Here is a 17,070-nt window from a genome sequence, read left to right as displayed (position 1 = left end):
GCTTTGTTTTATGGCCAAGCCCGCGCAGCTCGACACCGCCATCCGCGCCGAAATCCTGGCGCTGCGGGCGGGCGGCGCGGCGTTTCACCAGATCGCCGTGCACCTGAACGAGCGCGGCGTCAAAGGCCAGCGTAGCGGCCGCTGGTATGCCGCTTCCGTGCGGCGCGCCGTGCTGGCGCAGGCCCTGCACGCACCACAGCAAACGAACAACCCCACGAACAACCCCACGAACAACCCGCACCCATCGATTTCAGGAGAAGTACATGCTCGGATTAATGCAACACCAGTCGCTGCTGGTCTCGTCGTTGATTGAACACGCGGCCCTCAACCACCCGCAGGCCGAAATCGTCTCGCGCACCTCGGAAGGGCCGGTGCACCGCACCAGCTACGGCGAGGTGGCGCGGCGCGCCGCCCAAATGGCCAATGTGCTGACCCGTCTCGGCGTGCAGCCGGGCGACCGCATCGGCACCCTGGCCTGGAACGGTTACCGCCACATGGAGCTGTACTACGCCGTGTCGGGCATGGGCGCCGTGCTGCACACCATCAACCCGCGTCTGTTCAAGGAGCAGATCGAGTACATCGTCAACCACGCGGAAGACCAGTACCTGTTCTTCGACATCGGCTTCGCTTCGCTGGTGGCCGAGCTGGCGCCGCACCTGCCCACGGTCAAGGCCTTCGTCGCCATGACGGACCGGGCCCACATGCCGCAGGTCGACATCCCGCGCCTGCAATGCTACGAGGAGCTGATCGGGGACGGCGAGCCGGCGTTCGCCTGGCCCGCGCTGGACGAGAACACGGCCGCCTCGCTGTGCTACACCTCCGGCACCACCGGCCACCCCAAGGGCGTGCTGTATTCGCACCGCTCGATCGTGCTGCACTCGATGTCGGCCTGCGGCGTCGACAGCCTGGGCCTGTCGGGCGCCGATTCGGCGCTGGTGGTGGTGCCGATGTTCCACGTGAACGCGTGGGGCATGCCGTACGCGGGCGCCATGTGCGGCGCCAAGCTGGTGCTGCCCGGCCCTTCGCTGGACGGCAAGAGCATCTACGAGCTGATGCGCGACGAGCGCGTGACCATGGCGCTGGGCGTGCCGACCGTGTGGCTGATGCTGTTCCGCCACGTCGACACCGAGGGCCTCGACCCGCGCCGCGAACTGTGCCTGCGCAATTGCGTGATCGGCGGCTCGGCGGCGGCCGTGTCCATGATCGAGCGCTTCGAGCAGGACTTCGGCGCCACCGTGATGCACGCCTGGGGCATGACGGAGATGTCGCCGCTGGGCACCGTGTGCAAGCTGCTGCCCAAGCACGAGGCGCTGCCGCTGGAGGCGCGCCGCAAGATCCAGGCCAAACAGGGCCGCAACCCGTTCGGCGTGACGATGAAGATCACCGACGACGACGGCCACACCCTGCCGCGCGACGGCAAGGCCTTCGGCCACCTGCTGGTCAAGGGGCCGTGGGTGGTGTCGTCGTACTTCCGCGGCGAAGGCGGCGCGCAGCTCGACGAAAACGGCTATTTCGACACCGGCGACGTGGCCACCATCGATGCGGACGGCTACATGCACATCACGGACCGGGCCAAGGACGTGATCAAGTCGGGCGGCGAATGGATCTCGTCGATCGACCTCGAGAACGCGGCCGTCGGCCACCCGGCCGTGGCCGAGGCGGCCGTGATCGGCATCGCCCACCCCAAGTGGCAGGAGCGGCCGCTGCTGGTGGTGGTGCGCAAGGCCGGCCACGAGGTCACGCGCGAGGACCTGCTGGCCTATCTGGGCGAGCGGGTGGCCAAATGGTGGTTGCCCGACGACGTCGCCTTCGTCGAGGAATTGCCGCACACGGCCACCGGCAAGCTGCAGAAGATGAAGTTGCGCGAGCAGTTCCGCGACTACAGCCTGCCGGCCTGAGTGGACGCCGGCCGCGCCGGCGCAAATCCGGCGCGGCGGGGGGCGCGAGCGTGTAAAATGTCGTTCCCCTGGCAACACTGAAACAAGGCAAATACACCTATGTGGTTCAAGAATCTTCAGATCTACCGTCTGCCCGCCCCCTGGGCGTACACCCCGGAACAACTGGAAGCAGCACTGGCGCCCCATTCCTTCGTGCCTGCCAGCAGCAACGAACTGCTGCGCCAGGGTTGGGACCGTCCCCGTCCGAACGGCGGCCTGGTGCACGTGGTCAACAAGCAAATGCTGATCCTGCTGGGCACGGAAAAGAAATTGCTGCCCTCGAGCGTCATCAACCAGGTGGCCAAGGCCCGCGCGGCCGAGATGGAGGAAGCGCAAGGTTTCGCGCCCGGCAAGAAAGCGATGAAGGAACTGAAGGAGCGCGTGGCCGACGAACTGCTGCCGCGCGCCTTCACCATCCGCAGCAACGTGTGGACGTGGATCGACCCCGTCAACGGCTGGCTGGTGGTGGACGCGGCCAGCCCGGCCAAGGCCGATGAAGTGATCAAGCTGTTGCTGAAAGCCGTCGACCGCATGCCGCTCGAGAGCTTGCGCGTGCAGCGCTCGCCGGTGGGCGTGATGACGGAATGGCTGCAGGCGGACGACGCCCCGGCCGGTTTCACGGTCGACATGGACACGGAACTGCGCGCCACGGGCGAGAGCAAGGCCGCCGTGCGCTATGTGCGTCACACGCTGGAGGCCGACGAGGTGCGGCGCCACATCGCGGCCGGCAAGCAGTGCACGCGCCTGGCCATGACGTGGGACAGCAAGATCTCCTTCGTGCTGACCGAATCGCTGGCCATCAAGAGCGTCAAGCCGCTGGACGTGATCAGCGAGAAGGAATCGTCGACCCGCAACGACGACGAGCGTTTCGACGGCGACTTCATGCTGATGACGGGCGAGCTGAGCAAGCTGCTGGCCGACGTGGTCGAAGCGCTGGGCGGCGAAGCCCAGGCCTGAGCCCTATCGCCTGAAAACCGGGGTCAGGTCATGCCATTGCGCAAAATGCGCGAAGGCATGACCTGACCCCGGTTTTTTTTTGCGCTTACAGCGGCTGGAACACGCCGGCGGCGCGGTTCTTCTGCACGTTGTCCCAGGCGAAGATCTGGCCGTTCATGGCCACGTACACGCCCGGCGCCAGCGTCTGCGCCACGCCGCAGGCGAAGCCGAGGTTGAACAGCGCGTCCGAATTGGCGATCTCGTAGGGGATCATGGCGCCGGTCAGCACGATGGTCTTGCCCAGGTTGGCCGGGCCCAGCACGGCGGCCGTCTGCGGCATGGTGTCGGTGCCGTGGATGATGACGATGGCGCGCCCGTCGGCCGCCTGGCACGCGGCCAGGATGCGGGCGCGGTCGGCGTCCACCATGTCGAGCGAGTCCATCAGCGGCAATTGTTCCAGCGCCACCGGCACCGTCAGGCGGCAGCGCGCCAGCAGGGCCGGCACATGGCTGTCGCCAAAGCCGAGCTTGCCATTGAGTTCGTCGTAATGTTTGTCGAAAGTGCCGCCGGTGGCGAGGATGCGCAAGGTCATGGTGGGAGAAATCCTCTACAGTGAAATGAGGCGCATGATAACCTGAACCGCGCCGGAACTGCGCCTGAACCGCGCCGGAACTGCGCCTGAACCGCGCCCGAATTCAGCCCGGCATGGACCGTCTGTCGCGGTTCACGGCATACTGGAAAGTCGGGCTGACTGCGACTACACTGGATTCTTTGTTTGCCCCTGGTTTGCCTTCCTGCCATGAAAACCCTTGCTCCCGGCACCGTCATCTTCCACCGCCACCGCGGCTACGGCGTCATCACGGCCGTCAACCTGCTGACGGGCTGGATCAGCGCCCGCTTCGGCAGCGAGAGCCGGACGCTGGACCTGAACCTGTCGAGCGACGAGGTGCAGTTCGCCGACGGCGAGGCCATCCTGTTCCGGCGCGCCGCGCCCGACCGCATGCCGCACGCGCGGCTGATGGCGGTGGTGCGCGCGCTGCACCAGGCCGGCTACCAGCGGCTGTACCTGTATTCGTGGCCCAAGCCGTCCGGCCTGCACTGGCGCTGGCATCTGTTCACCGGCCAGCGCGACTGGATGCAGCGCTCGTGGCGCGAGGGCTGGTATGGCTCGGGCGCCGACTACAACGTCAACCCCGTGATGGGCTGGGGCGATACGCCGGGCGCCACCACGGACGAATTGATCCACGCGCTGGCCCGCTTCGATCCGCAAGGGCTGGCCCAGGCGCTGGGCCGCGACGAGGACCACACGGCCTGGTTCGCCGCCGTGTGCGACGCCTTGCTGCCCGGCTATATGTACAGCCTGGACATGCAGCGTCCGGCCAACGGCGAGCTGCGCGACATGCCGCCCGTGCCGGTGGTGCCGGTGCGGGCCACGCTGCCGCCGTACACGGGACCGGCGCTGCCGTGGCCGCCCGGCTGGGCCGGCCTGTGGAGCCAGGTCCACGCGCTGCCGGCGCCGGCCATCAACCTGACGGACTGGCCCGAAATCCGCTAGCGGCTCACCCGGCCCGCAGGTGTTGCAGGTAGTCGGGGTTGAGGATTTTTTCGCAGCGCCCGGCCGCGAAGTCGACCACGTTCTGGAACGCATGGTGGAAATACAGCTCGTAACTGTCGCGCTCCACGTAGCCCAGGTGGGGCGTGGCCAGCACCACCGGCATGCGCAGCAGCGGGTGGCTGGCCGGCAGCGGTTCGTCGGTGAACACGTCGAGCGCGGCGTAGCCGGGCCGGCCCTGCGGCAGCGCCTGTTCCAGCGCCTCCGGCTGCACCAGCTCGGCGCGGCTGGTGTTGACGAACAGCGCGCTCGGTTTCATGCGCGCCAGGTCGGCGGCCGTGACGATGCCGCGCGTGGCGTCGTTCAGGCGCAGGTGCAGGCTCAGCACGTCGGCCTGCTCGAAGAAGCGCTCGCGGCTGGCGGCCGCCTCGTTGCCGTCGCGCACGGCCGCCTCGCGGCTGGCCTCGCTCCCCCAGACCAGCACCCGCATCCCGAACGCGCGGCCATAGCCGGCCACCAGCTGGCCGATCTTGCCGTAGCCCCAGATGGCCAGCGTGCGCCCCTTGAGCACCGTGCCCAGCGTGTTCAGGGCCGGGTTGACGGAGGCCGTCTGCCACAGCCCGTCCTTGAGGTTGGCGGCGTAGGGCACGATCTTGCGCGAGGCCGCCATGATCAGCGCCCACGTCAGTTCGGCCGGCGCCGTGGGCGAACCGACGCCTTCGGCGATGGCGACGCCGCGCGCGGTGGCGGCCGCCACGTCGATGTGGCCGGCCACCTTGCCGGTCTGCGAGATCAGCTTCAGGTTGGGCAGCCTGGCCAGCAGCGCGGCGTTCAGCGGCGTGCGTTCGCGGATCAGCACCAGCGCGTCGAACGGGGCCAGGCGGATCGCCAGCTGGCCCAATCCGCGCGCCGAATTATTGAAGATTTTGACATCATGGCCATCGAGCAGCTTGAAGCATTCCAGGCTGGGCGTGGCGTTCTGGTAATCGTCGAGAATTGCGATTTTCATGGAAGTTGGCCGATCTTGTGGTGGATTTCGTAGCGAAACAACATCTTTATGGATTTCCGGAATAGCTTACTACTTTGCTCAACAATTACTCCTACATTTTTGTCGGAAAGCGGGGTGGACGGGTGTACAATCGCCCACTAATTTTCGGGCTCGGGCAGCGAGTCCGCGCAACACGTTCCATCAGCCCAGGCACATGATTGGGCTGCGTGCTCCGCCGGCGCGGGGCGCGCGACATGACCGCCGACTCCGCCGGAACATGGCCAACCATCGTCATGGTTTCCCGGCGCAAGGCGCGCGCTACGAGCGCGCGCGGCTGACGACGATCCTGCCTGCCGGGACTAGACCAGAATTCTTTTATTGGCATTGGAGGTACTATGAATCAGCCCGTTATGGGTGGCGTTGCTGCATTGAACGTCCCAGCTTACATCAAGCAGCAAAAACTGATCAATTGGGTGGCTGATGTGGCCGCCCTGACCAAACCCGATCGTATCTACTGGTGCGACGGCTCGCAAGAGGAATACGACCGCCTGTGCGCCGAGATGGTGGCCGCCGGCACCATGAAACGCCTGAGCCAGGACAAGCGCCCGAACTCCTACCTGGCCTGCTCGGACCCGACCGACGTGGCGCGCGTGGAAGACCGCACCTTCATCTGCTCGGCCACCAAGGAAGAAGCCGGCCCCACCAACAACTGGATGGAACCGGCCGAGATGCGCGGCACCCTGAACGGCCTGTTCGACGGCTGCATGGCGGGCCGCACCATGTACGTGATCCCGTTCTCGATGGGTCCGCTCGGTTCGCCGATCGCCCACATCGGCGTGGAACTGTCCGACTCGCCCTACGTGGCCGTCAACATGAAGGTGATGACCCGCATGGGCCGCGCCGTGTACGACGTGCTGGGCGAAGACGGCGCCTTCGTGCCGTGCGTGCACAGCGTGGGCGCGCCGCTCAAGGCCGGCCAGCAGGACGTGGCATGGCCATGCAACGCCACCAAGTACATCGTGCACTTCCCTGAGACGCGCGAGATCTGGTCGTTCGGCTCCGGCTACGGCGGCAACGCGCTGCTGGGCAAGAAATGCTTCGCGCTGCGCATCGCCTCCAACATGGGCCACAAGGAAGCCAAGGCCGGCGGCCACGGCTGGCTGGCCGAGCACATGCTGATCCTGGGCGTGGAATCGCCGGAAGGCAAGAAGCACTACGTGGCGGCCGCCTTCCCGTCGGCCTGCGGCAAGACCAACTTCTCGATGATGATCCCGCCGGCCACCTTCAAGGGCTGGAAAGTGACCACCATCGGCGACGACATCGCCTGGATCAAACCGGGCGCCGACGGCCGCCTGTACGCGATCAACCCGGAAGCGGGCTACTTCGGCGTGGCCCCCGGCACCAACACCAAGACCAACTCGAACTGCATGGCCTGCCTGCACGAGAACACCATCTTCACCAACGTCGCGCTGACCGACGACGGCGACGTGTGGTGGGAGGGCCTGACCAAGGAAGCGCCGGCGCACCTGATCGACTGGCAGGGCAAGGACTGGACGCCGGCCTCCGGCACCAAGGCCGCCCACCCGAACGCCCGCTTCACCGTGGCGTCGACGCAGAACCCCGTGATCGACCCGGCCTGGGACGATCCCGCCGGCGTGCCGATCTCGGCCTTCATCTTCGGCGGCCGCCGTTCGACCACCGTGCCGCTGGTGACGGAAGCGCGTAACTGGATCGAAGGCGTGTACATGGCCGCCACCATGGGTTCGGAGACGACCGCCGCCGCCGCCGGCCAGATGGGCGTGGTGCGTCGCGACCCGTTCGCCATGCTGCCGTTCATGGGTTACAACATGAGCGACTACTTCCAGCACTGGCTGGACATGGGCGCCAAGCTGGGCGCGACCGCGCCGAAGATCTACTGCGTGAACTGGTTCCGCACCGACGAGCAGGGCCACTTCGTGTGGCCTGGTTTCGGCGACAACATGCGCGTGCTGAAATGGATGCTGGAGCGTCTGGAAGGCCAGGCCGGCGGCGTCGAGAACCTGTTCGGCATGACCCCGCGCTTCGGCGACATCCACTGGGACGGCCTGCCGTTCTCGCCGGAGGAGTTCGAGACCATCACCTCGATCGACAAGGACGCATGGCGCGAAGAGCTGAAGCTGCACGCCGAACTGTTCGAGAAGCTGGCCTACCACCTGCCGCAAGAGCTGAAGGACAACATGGCCAAGCTGGAGCAGCGCCTGAACGGCTGAGCCGGCGATTGAGCTAAACCGGGGTCAGGTCATGAAATTGCGCAAGTTGCGCTATCTCATGACCTGACCCCGGTTTTTTTTCTCTGTGATTTCGCACGGGTGTGCTAAACTTCTGCGCATGGATACCATGACCGCCAAGAGCGAAGCCACCTTTGCCGCCATCGTCGCGGCCGCGTGCGCGATGGCGGCCGCCGAAGGCATCGGCAAGTTGTCGCTGGGCGAGATCGCCAAGCGCACCGGCATCAGCAAGAGCGGCGTGTTCTCGCGCGTCGGTTCGCTGGAGGCGCTGCAGGAGGCGGTGCTCGACGAGTACGACCGCCGCTTCGCGGCCGAGATCTTCCTGCCCACGCTGCAACTGCCGCGCGGCCTGCCGCGTTTGACGGCCATCGTGGGCAACTGGATGCGCCGCATCTGCGACGGCGTGGTGCTCCATTCCTGCCTGTACACGGCCGGCGCCTTCGAGTTCGACGACCAGCCCGGCCCGCTGCGCGACCGGCTGGCCAAGGGCGCGCTGGTGTGGCGCGCGTCGCTGCGCAAGACCATAGTCCAGGCCATGGAGGCCGGGCAGTTGCGGCCCGACACGGATCCCGGGCAACTGGTGTACGAGATCTACAGCCTGATCGTGGGCTTGCTGCACGATACCCGTTTTCTGCATGACGACTCGGCGCTGCGCCACGCGCAGCGTGCCTTCAACCGGCTCATTTCCACCTACAAGAGTTTCAACGAGGGCTAGCCGGCGGGCCGGGGTGGCGCCCGGCCGTTTTTTCGCTTTAATTTCGCACAGGTGTGCGAAAAAGGAGGTTGACATGCGTTTCCTGCTGTTGCTTGTCCCCGGGGCGCTCTACCTGGCGTGGCCCGTTGGCCTGGTGGCGCTGTTGCGTTCCCTTCCCGATAGTAACGACGACTTTTCCCTGGAGACTGACCATGAGCACTGACATCGATTTCTATTTTGATTTTGTTTCGCCCTACGCCTATCTGGCCTCAACCCGCATCGAGCGGCTGGCCGCCGCCCATGGACGCAAGGTGCGTTGGAAGCCGGTGCTGATGACGGCGCTGAGCAAGGCGGCCGGCACCCAGTTGCTGCCATTTTTGCCGATGAAATGGCAGTACATCCAGCACGATGTGGCGCGCAGCGCGCGGCTGGCCGGCATCCCGTTCCGCTGGCCGCCCGGCTTTCCCAAGCTGTTGCTGGCGCCGGGCCGGGCCATGACGTGGCTGGCCGCCACCCATGGCGAGGACACGGCCGCCGCGTTCGCGCGCACCTGCCTCACCGCCTGGTTCAGCGATGGCGTGGATATCGACGACCCGGAGGTGCTGGCCGGCATCGCCGGCGGCCTGGGCGTGGAGCGCGCCGCGTTGCTGGTCGCGTTGGAGGATGAGCAGGTCAAGGCCGCCTTCAAGCAGGGCAGCGAGGAGGCGATCGCCAAGGGCGTGTTCGGCGTGCCGTTCATGTTCGCCGATGGCGAACCGTACTGGGGCTTCGACCGGCTCGCACAGCTGGAGCTGGCGTTGTGCGCGGAGCGCAAGGCGGCGTGAACCTTCGGGGTCAGTGCCAACCATCATACACGGGCTCAGCAGTAGCGGCGGGTCTACTGCTGGGAACGTGCACGAATGTTGGACCTGACCCCGTCGGGGTTATTTGAGCAGCGGCTTCAGGTACTTGCCGGTCACGCTGGCCGGGTTGGCGGCCACTTCCTCCGGCGTGCCGCTGGCGATGATCTGGCCGCCGCCGGCGCCGCCTTCCGGCCCCAGGTCCACGATCCAGTCGGCCGTCTTGATCACGTCGAGGTTGTGCTCGATGATGACCAGCGTGTTGCCCTGGTCGCGCAGGCGGTGGATCACCTTCAGCAGCAGGTCGATGTCGTGGAAGTGCAGGCCGGTGGTCGGTTCGTCCAGGATGTACAGCGTGCGGCCCGTGTCGCGCTTGGACAGTTCCAGCGACAGCTTGACACGCTGCGCCTCGCCGCCCGACAGCGTGGTGGCGCTCTGCCCCAGCTTGATGTAGCCGAGGCCCACGTCCAGCAGCGTGTGCAGCTTGCGCGCGATCAGCGGCACCGGCTTGAAGAATTCGTGCGCGTCCTCCACCGTCATGTCGAGGATTTCCGTGATGCTCTTGCCCTTGTAATGGACCTCCAGCGTTTCGCGGTTGTAGCGCTTGCCGTGGCAGACGTCGCACGGCACATACACGTCGGGCAGGAAGTGCATCTCGACCTTGATCACGCCGTCGCCCTGGCACGCCTCGCAGCGCCCGCCCTTGACGTTGAACGAGAAGCGGCCCGCGCTGTAGCCGCGCTCCTTGGCCATCGGCACGGTGGCGAACAGGTCGCGGATCGGCGTGAACAGGCCGGTGTAGGTGGCCGGATTCGAGCGCGGCGTGCGGCCGATCGGGGCCTGGTCGACGGCGATCACCTTGTCGAAATGTTCGAGGCCGCTGATGCTGTCGTGCGGCGACGGTTCCGTCTGCGAGCCGTACAGGTGGCGCGACAGGGCCGGGTACAGCGTGTCGTTGATCAGCGAGGACTTGCCGGAGCCGGACACGCCCGTCACGCATGTCATCAGGCCGACCGGCAGGTTCAGCGTGACGCCTTTCAGGTTGTTGCCGGTGGCGCCGGTGATGACCAGCTGGCGGTCGGGATCGGCCGCGTGGCGCTTGGCCGGCACGGCGATCTTGAGCGTGCCGTTCAGGTACTGGGCCGTCAGCGATTGCTTGTTCTTCAGGATGTCCTTCAGCGTGCCTTGCGCGATCACGTCGCCGCCGTGCACGCCGGCGCCCTTGCCCATGTCGACGATGAAGTCGGCCGTGCGGATGGCGTCCTCGTCGTGCTCGACCACCAGCACGCTGTTGCCGATGTCGCGCAGGTGCCTGAGGGTGTCGATCAGGCGGTCGTTGTCGCGCTGGTGCAGGCCGATCGACGGCTCGTCGAGCACGTACATCACGCCCGTCAGGCCGGAGCCGATCTGCGAGGCGAGCCGGATGCGCTGCGCCTCGCCGCCCGACAGCGTGTCGGCGCTGCGGTCGAGCGACAGGTAGTCGAGGCCCACGTTGTTGAGGAACTTCAGGCGCGAGACGATCTCCTTGATCACGCGGTCGGCGATGTCCTTCTTGGCGCCCTTCAGCTTCAGTTGCTCGAAGAACGACAGGGTTTCGCGCAGCGGTTTCTCCGCGATCTCGTAGATGGCCTTTTCCTGCTTGCCGCTGCCGACCTTGACGTAACGCGCCTCCACGCGCAGGCGCGCGCCGTGGCAGGACGGGCATTTCTTCTCGTTGATGAACTTGGCCAGCTCCTCCTTGACGGCCATCGAGTCCGTCTCGCGGTAGCGCCGCGCGAGGTTGGTGACCACGCCCTCGAAGGTGTGCTCCTTGATCACGGTGCGGCCGCGCTCGTTGACGTAGGCGAACGGGATCTGCTGCTTGCCCGAGCCGTGCAGGATCACCTGCTGGGCCGCCGCCGGCAGTTGCTCGAACGGCTGGTCGAGGTCGAACTCGTAGAACGCGGCCAGGTTGGACAGCATCTGGAAATAGAACTGGTTGCGGCGGTCCCAGCCCTTGACGGCGCCCGAGGCCAGCGACAGGTTGGGGAAGGCGACGATGCGCTTGGGGTCGAAGAATTCGATGTGGCCCAGGCCGTCGCACTCGGGGCAGGCGCCCATCGGATTGTTGAACGAGAACAGGCGCGGCTCCAGTTCCTGCAGCGAGTAGCCGCACACGTTGCAGGCGAACTTGTTGGAGTAGACGTGCTCGTGGCCGCTGTCCATCTCCAGCGCCACGGCGCGGCCGTCGGCCAGGCGCAGCGCCGTCTCGAAGCTCTCGGCCAGCCGCTGCTTGAGCTCGGCGTTCACCTTCACGCGGTCGATCACCACGTCGATCGTGTGCTTCTCCGTCTTTTTCAGCTTGGGCAGGTTGTCGACCTCATGGATCTTGGCCTCGTGGGTGCCGCTCTGCACGCGGAAGCGCACGAAGCCCTGGGCCTGCATCTGCTCGAACAGGTCGGCGTGCTCACCCTTGCGGTTGGCCACCACCGGCGCCAGGATCATCAGCTTGGTGCCCTCGGGCATGGCCAGCACGGCGTCCACCATCTGCGACACGGACTGGGCTGCCAGCGGCTGTTCCGGGTGGTCCGGGCAGTAGGGCGTGCCCACGCGCGCGTACAGCAGGCGCAGGTAGTCGTGGATTTCCGTCACCGTGCCCACGGTCGAGCGCGGGTTGTGCGAGGTGGCCTTCTGCTCGATCGAGATGGCCGGCGACAAGCCCTCGATCAAGTCCACGTCCGGCTTCTCCATCAGCTGCAGGAACTGGCGCGCGTAGGCCGACAGCGATTCCACGTAGCGGCGCTGGCCCTCGGCGTACAGCGTGTCGAACGCGAGCGAGGACTTGCCCGAGCCGGACAGGCCGGTGATGACGATCAGCTGGTTGCGCGGCAGGTCGAGATTGATGTTCTTGAGGTTGTGCGTGCGTGCGCCGCGGATGCGGATCTGTTCCATGTCGAGGCTTGCTTTCAGTGAGTGGTGCGGGGCCGGCGCGCGTCCGGATCCGGAACTAACGGGTCAACCTAGTACTATAGCCGGGTTTCCGCTTGCGCGCCGGCGGGCGGCGCCGGCCGGGCCGGGGCGCCGGATGCGGCGGAATTGATACAGCGCTAAAGGTTGAGGTTTAAATACTGTATATAATAACAGTATCGGCATCGCTTGTTTCAACGGTGACACGAAAAAAGTCGTGCTCCCGTGGGCCGGCCGGCGGGGTGAGAATTGCTTGGCCTCGCGCTGGCGGCTTGGCATATAATCGCCGTTTGGTTTCACAAAACATTCCACCGCTTGCAGCAGCGGCTGTTATTCAGGAGTTTTATTCATGGCATCAGTCAACAAAGTCATCATCGTCGGCAATCTGGGCCGTGATCCGGAAATTCGCTACATGCCCAGCGGTGACGCGATCGCCAACATCGCCGTGGCCACCTCGTACCGTTCGAAAGACCGCAACACGGGCGAGCAGAAAGAGCTGACGGAATGGCACCGCATTTCCTTCTTCGGCCGTCTGGCCGAGATCGTCGGCCAGTACCTGAAGAAAGGTTCGTCGGTCTACGTGGAAGGCCGCCTGCAGACCCGTAAATACACCGACAAGGACGGCGTGGAGAAGTACGCGACCGACATCATCGCCGAGCAGATGCAGATGCTCGGTGGCCGCCAGGGCATGGGCGCCGGCGACGCGATGGACGACGGCGGCGGCTACGACGCCCCACCGGCCCGCCCGGCACCGGCCCCGCGTCCGCAGATGGCCGCGCCCGCGCCGCGTCCGGCACCGAAGCCGGCGCCGAACTTCTCCGACATGGACGACGACATTCCGTTCTGAGGCACACCTCCTCGCGGATCATAAAGAAAGCCCCGTGACTCATCGAAGTCGCGGGGCTTTTTCGCATCCCAAGGCGTGACGATGGTTGCAGGACCAGCGCCCCGTGCGCGTGCGGGGCGCTTGCCCTATTTCGCCTTGGGCGGGCGGTTGCGTATCGCCGTCATCAGTTTCAGTTCCTTGTCGGTGGCGTTGCCCAGCAAGGTTTGATGCGCCTTGCCCAGTTCGATGTACTGGACCTGCTCGGGGGTGAGCGCGTTGCCGCGCAGGGCGCGGCTGGTGATGTAGGCGGTGGCCACGCAGCACAGCACGGTGATGGCGGCGTACAGCGCGATCCAGGCGCCGGTCTTGAAGCGCCGTATGTCCAGCGACGCGCCGGCATCGCGCGCGGCCGTCGTGGCCTCGCGCATGGCGCCCACCAGCTCGCCGACGGCGGCGTTGACGGCCACCGTGGCCGCCGCGCTGGCTTGCTCGCCGGCCGCGTCGGCCGTCTGCCGCGCCTCGGCGCCGACCCGCACCGCCTCGGCGATCCTCTCGTCGATCTGGCCCAGGCTGGCGTTGGCCAGCTTGACCAGCCGGTCGCAGTTGGCCACCTGTTTGGTCAGGTCCGCCACGTCGCCATGAAAGCGGTCGACCTCCAGCGTGTAGGCGTCGATCTTGTCGTGCAGGCGGTCGAATTGGGCGTCGTTCATGGTGCGGGCGGCGGCGGATGGCGATTTCCCATCATACTATGCGCGCCGAAAAAAAACGGCTGGCGCATGGCCAGCCGTTTTCGTCGCCCACCCCGCGGTGGGGCGGTGGCGTCTTAGATGGCGTGCATCCAGTGGTGGGTGTCGGCGGCCGTGCCGTGCTGGATGCCGAGCAGGGCGTCGCGCAGGGCCAGGGTGACGGGGCCGTTCTGGCCGTTGTTGATGGTCATCTCGAAACCGTTGGCCTTGACCGTGCCCACCGGCGTGATCACGGCGGCCGTGCCGCACGCGAACGCTTCGGTCATGCGGCCGGCGGCCACGTCGTCGCGCCATTGCTGCACGGTGAGCTTGCGCTCCTCGGCCTTGAAGCCCAGGTCGGCGGCCAGTTCCAGCAGGCTGCGGCGGGTGATGCCGGGCAGCAGGGTGCCGGTCAGTTCCGGCGTCACCAGCACGGTCTTGCCGTCTTCCTTGTACACGAAGAACAGGTTCATGCCACCCATCTCCTCGATGTACTCGCGGTGCACGGCGTCCAGCCACACCACCTGGTCGCAACCCTTGGCCTGGGCCTGCGACTGGGCCGCCAGACTGGCCGCGTAGTTGCCGGCGCACTTGGCTTCGCCGGTGCCGCCGGGGGCGGCGCGCACGTAGTCTTCGCTGATCCACACGGTGACCGGCTTCACGCCTTGCGGGAAGTAGGCGCCGGCCGGCGAGGCGAACAGCACGAACAGGTATTCATTGCCGGGGCGCACGCCCAGGAACGGGTCGGTGGCGAACATCAGCGGCCGCAGGTACAGGCTCTCGCCCACGGCCTTCGGCACCCAGGCCGCGTCGATGTTGATCAGGGCGTCGGCCGCCTCCATGAACAGGGCCGGCGGCAGGGCCGGCATGGCCAGCCGGGCCGCGCTGCGGTTGAAGCGCTCGGCGTTGGCCTCGGGACGGAAGGTCTTGACGCTGCCGTCGGGCTGCGAGAAGGCCTTGAAGCCTTCGAAGATGGCCTGGCCGTAGTGCAGCGCCGAGCACGAGGGATCCAGGTTCAGGGGGCCGTAGGCCTTCAGTTCGCCTTTCTGCCAGGCGCCGTCGCGGTAGGGGATCACCACCATGTGGTCGGTGAAGATGCGGCCGAAGCCGGGGTTGCTGATCAGCTTGGCGCGCTCGGCGTCGCTCAGGCGGTGGGTGGAGGGCGTGATGGTCAGATTGGGCGTATTCACGGTGTCGGTGTCGTCTAAGAGTCTGGAGGGGGAAATGCACGATTCGGTGTCCACGCTGCGCGTGGGCGTCCCCCATCATACCAAGAATTGCCGCCGGGCCGGCCCCGCCCTGTCGTGCTGGTTTGCAATTCATGCCCGGATTTCAACAGTCTGTCACATTCCGCGTGCCGGCCGTGGCCAGTCCGTCTACATTGCAGCCTCCACCACTTTTCCACGGACAGGCCACCATGACTCTGACTTCCCGTAGCGGCGCCAGCGCGCTGCTGTTATCCCTCGTGATGGGCGTGGCCCATGCCGGCGCCGCCGCGCCCGACCTGGCCGCGCGCCGCCAGCAGCTCGACAGCCTGATCAAGGAGCAGTGGGATTACACCATGCGCACCAACCCCGAGTGGGCCTCGATGCTGGGCGACAAGCGCTACAACGACCGCCTGACGGACTTCTCCCAGGCCGCCATCGACGCCGACATCCGCGCCAGCGCCGACTTCCTGCGCCGCTTCGAGGCCATCGACACCAGCGGCTTCCCCGAGCAGGAACAGCTGAACCAGACGCTGATGGTGCGCTCGCTGCGCCTGAACCTGGACGGCGCCCGCTTCAAGGAATGGGAAATGCCGGTGCTGCAGAATTCCGGCATCCACATCGACGCGCCGCAGCTGGTGTCGGCGCTGGCCTTCGACACGGTCAAGGATTACGATGATTACCTGGCCCGGCTGCGCGCCTTGCCGCGCGCGTTCGCCGACACCACCATCCAGATGCAGAACGGCATGCACGACCACCTGATGCCGCCCCAGTTCCTGATCCCCAAGATCGCGCGCCAGTGCGACGACCTGGCCGCCATGGCGCCGGCCGCCTCGCCGTTCGCGGAACCGCTGAAGCGTCTCCCGGCCAGCTTCAGCGCGGCCGACCAGGCGCGCCTGCGGCGCGACATCCTGGCCGCCATCGAGCATGACGTGGTGCCCGCCTATCGGAAATTCGCCGCCTTCGTGAAGAACGTCTACCTGCCCCAGGGCCGCACCGAGCCGGGCCTGTGGTCGCTGCCGGACGGCGCGGCCCGCTACAGCTACCGGGTGCGCTCGGCCACCACCACCGACCAGACGCCCGAGCAGATCCACCAGCTGGGCCTGGCCGAGGTGGCCCGCATCGAGGGCCAGATGCTGGGCGTGGCCAGGAAGATGGGGTACGCCGACCTGAAGAGCTTCAACGCGGCCGTCCACGCCAACGCGGCCCTGCATCCGAAGTCGCGCCAGGAATTGCTGGACCTGTACACCAAGTACACGGACCAGATGTACGCCAAGCTGCCCCAGCAGTTCGGGTTGCTGCCCAAGGCCAAGGTCAAGATCATGCCGGTCGAGCAGTTCCGCGAGGAGGGCGCGGCCGCCGCGTCCTACAACCTGGGCACGCCGGACGGCAGCCGGCCCGGCCGGGTGATGGTCAACACGGGCGAGTTCGCCAAGCGCTCGCTGATCGACGTGGAGACCACGGCCCTGCACGAGGGCGTGCCGGGCCACCACATGCAGATCGCCATCGCCCAGGAATTGCAGGGCCTGCCCGCGTTCCGCCAGCAGCCGAACTACACGGCCTACACGGAAGGCTGGGCCCTGTACGCCGAGCGGCTGGGCGAGGAGCTGGGCTTCTACAGCGATCCGTACAGCTACTACGGCCATTTGCAGGACGAGATGCTGCGCGCCATCCGGCTGGTGGTCGATACCGGCCTGCACTATAAACAGTGGAACCGCCAGCAGGTGGTCGACTTCTTCCATGCCCACTCCGGCATCGAGGAGGTGGACGTGCAAAGCGAGACCGACCGCTACATCGTGTGGCCGGCCCAGGCGCTCGGCTACAAGATCGGCCAGCTGAAGATCCTGGAACTGCGCGACTATGCGCGTCGGCAACTGGGCGCCAAGTTCGACATCCGCGCCTTCCACGACGAGGTGCTGGGCGCCGGCGCCTTGCCGATGGATGTGCTGGAGGCGCGCGTCAAAGCCTGGGTCGCGGCACAGCAACGGGCCTGAGCGTTCCGCCTTCCTCGTCCGGCGCCGTGCGAGGCGGCCGGGCCAAGACAGCGCCGACAGCGGCGCCCCGGCAACGGGGCGCCGCTGTCGCATTGTTCAGCAGCATTTTCACCTTTGTGTGTAGTCGAGGGAAATTCGCGCGCCAGATTGGCGAGCCCATG

The 17,070-nt window shown here is 66.5% G+C and carries 15 protein-coding genes; 10 read left to right on the top strand and 5 right to left on the bottom strand.

Annotated features, from left to right (window positions below):
• Positions 1-10 precede the first annotated feature (10 nt).
• The 3 genes from AC1RQG_RS20490 to AC1RQG_RS20480 all read left to right on the top strand — a co-directional run bounded on the left by AC1RQG_RS20490 (position 11) and on the right by AC1RQG_RS20480 (position 2,894).
• Entirely contained in the window at positions 11-313 is a 303-nt protein-coding gene (locus AC1RQG_RS20490; protein WP_493134063.1) for a hypothetical protein, read from the top strand.
• Positions 264-1,898: a 3-(methylthio)propionyl-CoA ligase gene (locus tag AC1RQG_RS20485; protein ID WP_493134061.1), complete on the top strand. Its 1,635-nt coding sequence runs from the start codon at positions 264-266 to the stop codon at positions 1,896-1,898. Before AC1RQG_RS20490 ends, AC1RQG_RS20485 begins: the two co-directional genes overlap by 50 nt.
• A 99-nt stretch (positions 1,899-1,997) precedes the next feature.
• Positions 1,998-2,894 carry a recombination-associated protein RdgC gene (locus tag AC1RQG_RS20480; RefSeq protein ID WP_493134059.1) on the top strand — a complete coding sequence of 299 codons (897 nt, stop codon included), beginning with the start codon at positions 1,998-2,000 and terminating at the stop codon, positions 2,892-2,894.
• A gap of 85 nt (positions 2,895-2,979) precedes the next feature.
• Here AC1RQG_RS20480 and AC1RQG_RS20475 read toward each other — a convergent pair whose 3' ends face one another.
• Complete coding sequence (locus AC1RQG_RS20475) at positions 2,980-3,465, bottom strand: asparaginase domain-containing protein (protein ID WP_493134057.1); 486 nt, start codon at positions 3,463-3,465, stop codon at positions 2,980-2,982.
• Positions 3,466-3,672: 207 nt separating this feature from the next.
• Here AC1RQG_RS20475 and AC1RQG_RS20470 point away from each other — a divergent pair, with 207 nt between their 5' ends.
• Positions 3,673-4,428, top strand: a complete 756-nt coding sequence (locus AC1RQG_RS20470) for an L-asparaginase (protein WP_493134055.1) — start codon at positions 3,673-3,675, stop codon at positions 4,426-4,428.
• A 4-nt stretch (positions 4,429-4,432) separates the two neighbouring features.
• Here the strand turns inward: AC1RQG_RS20470 and AC1RQG_RS20465 are convergent, their stop codons facing one another.
• Positions 4,433-5,434: a D-2-hydroxyacid dehydrogenase family protein gene (locus AC1RQG_RS20465; RefSeq protein ID WP_493134053.1), complete on the bottom strand. Its 1,002-nt coding sequence runs from the start codon at positions 5,432-5,434 to the stop codon at positions 4,433-4,435.
• Positions 5,435-5,808: 374 nt separating this feature from the next.
• Here AC1RQG_RS20465 and AC1RQG_RS20460 point away from each other — a divergent pair, with 374 nt between their 5' ends.
• From AC1RQG_RS20460 to AC1RQG_RS20445, 4 genes are all read left to right on the top strand, one after another.
• Positions 5,809-7,662, top strand: coding sequence for a phosphoenolpyruvate carboxykinase (GTP) (locus AC1RQG_RS20460; RefSeq protein ID WP_493134051.1), 1,854 nt, complete (start codon positions 5,809-5,811; stop codon positions 7,660-7,662).
• Positions 7,663-7,780: 118 nt separating this feature from the next.
• Complete coding sequence (locus AC1RQG_RS20455) at positions 7,781-8,395, top strand: TetR/AcrR family transcriptional regulator (protein ID WP_493134049.1); 615 nt, start codon at positions 7,781-7,783, stop codon at positions 8,393-8,395.
• A gap of 73 nt (positions 8,396-8,468) precedes the next feature.
• Positions 8,469-8,597: a hypothetical protein gene (locus AC1RQG_RS20450; RefSeq protein WP_493134047.1), complete on the top strand. Its 129-nt coding sequence runs from the start codon at positions 8,469-8,471 to the stop codon at positions 8,595-8,597.
• Positions 8,587-9,198 (top strand): 2-hydroxychromene-2-carboxylate isomerase, encoded by a 612-nt coding sequence (locus AC1RQG_RS20445; RefSeq protein ID WP_493134045.1) that lies wholly within the window; start codon positions 8,587-8,589, stop codon positions 9,196-9,198. Before AC1RQG_RS20450 ends, AC1RQG_RS20445 begins: the two co-directional genes overlap by 11 nt.
• A gap of 99 nt (positions 9,199-9,297) precedes the next feature.
• On the opposite strand, the gene uvrA is transcribed toward AC1RQG_RS20445, so the two are convergent.
• Entirely contained in the window at positions 9,298-12,144 is a 2,847-nt protein-coding gene (gene uvrA / locus AC1RQG_RS20440; RefSeq protein WP_493134043.1) for an excinuclease ABC subunit UvrA, read from the bottom strand.
• A 364-nt stretch (positions 12,145-12,508) separates the two neighbouring features.
• Between uvrA and ssb the strand changes: the two genes are divergently transcribed.
• Positions 12,509-13,006, top strand: coding sequence for a single-stranded DNA-binding protein (gene ssb, locus AC1RQG_RS20435; protein WP_493134041.1), 498 nt, complete (start codon positions 12,509-12,511; stop codon positions 13,004-13,006).
• Between the two features lie 125 nt (positions 13,007-13,131).
• Here ssb and AC1RQG_RS20430 read toward each other — a convergent pair whose 3' ends face one another.
• Entirely contained in the window at positions 13,132-13,695 is a 564-nt protein-coding gene (locus AC1RQG_RS20430) for a hypothetical protein (RefSeq protein ID WP_493134039.1), read from the bottom strand.
• Between the two features lie 113 nt (positions 13,696-13,808).
• Positions 13,809-14,900: a branched-chain amino acid aminotransferase gene (locus AC1RQG_RS20425; RefSeq protein WP_493134038.1), complete on the bottom strand. Its 1,092-nt coding sequence runs from the start codon at positions 14,898-14,900 to the stop codon at positions 13,809-13,811.
• A 227-nt stretch (positions 14,901-15,127) separates the two neighbouring features.
• Between AC1RQG_RS20425 and AC1RQG_RS20420 the strand changes: the two genes are divergently transcribed.
• Positions 15,128-16,909, top strand: coding sequence for a DUF885 domain-containing protein (locus AC1RQG_RS20420; RefSeq protein ID WP_493134036.1), 1,782 nt, complete (start codon positions 15,128-15,130; stop codon positions 16,907-16,909).
• Positions 16,910-17,070 lie beyond the last annotated feature (161 nt).

This window comes from Rugamonas sp. GW822-FHT03B10 (genome assembly GCF_058801745.1).
This window is presented reverse-complemented; position numbering and strand designations above follow the sequence as displayed.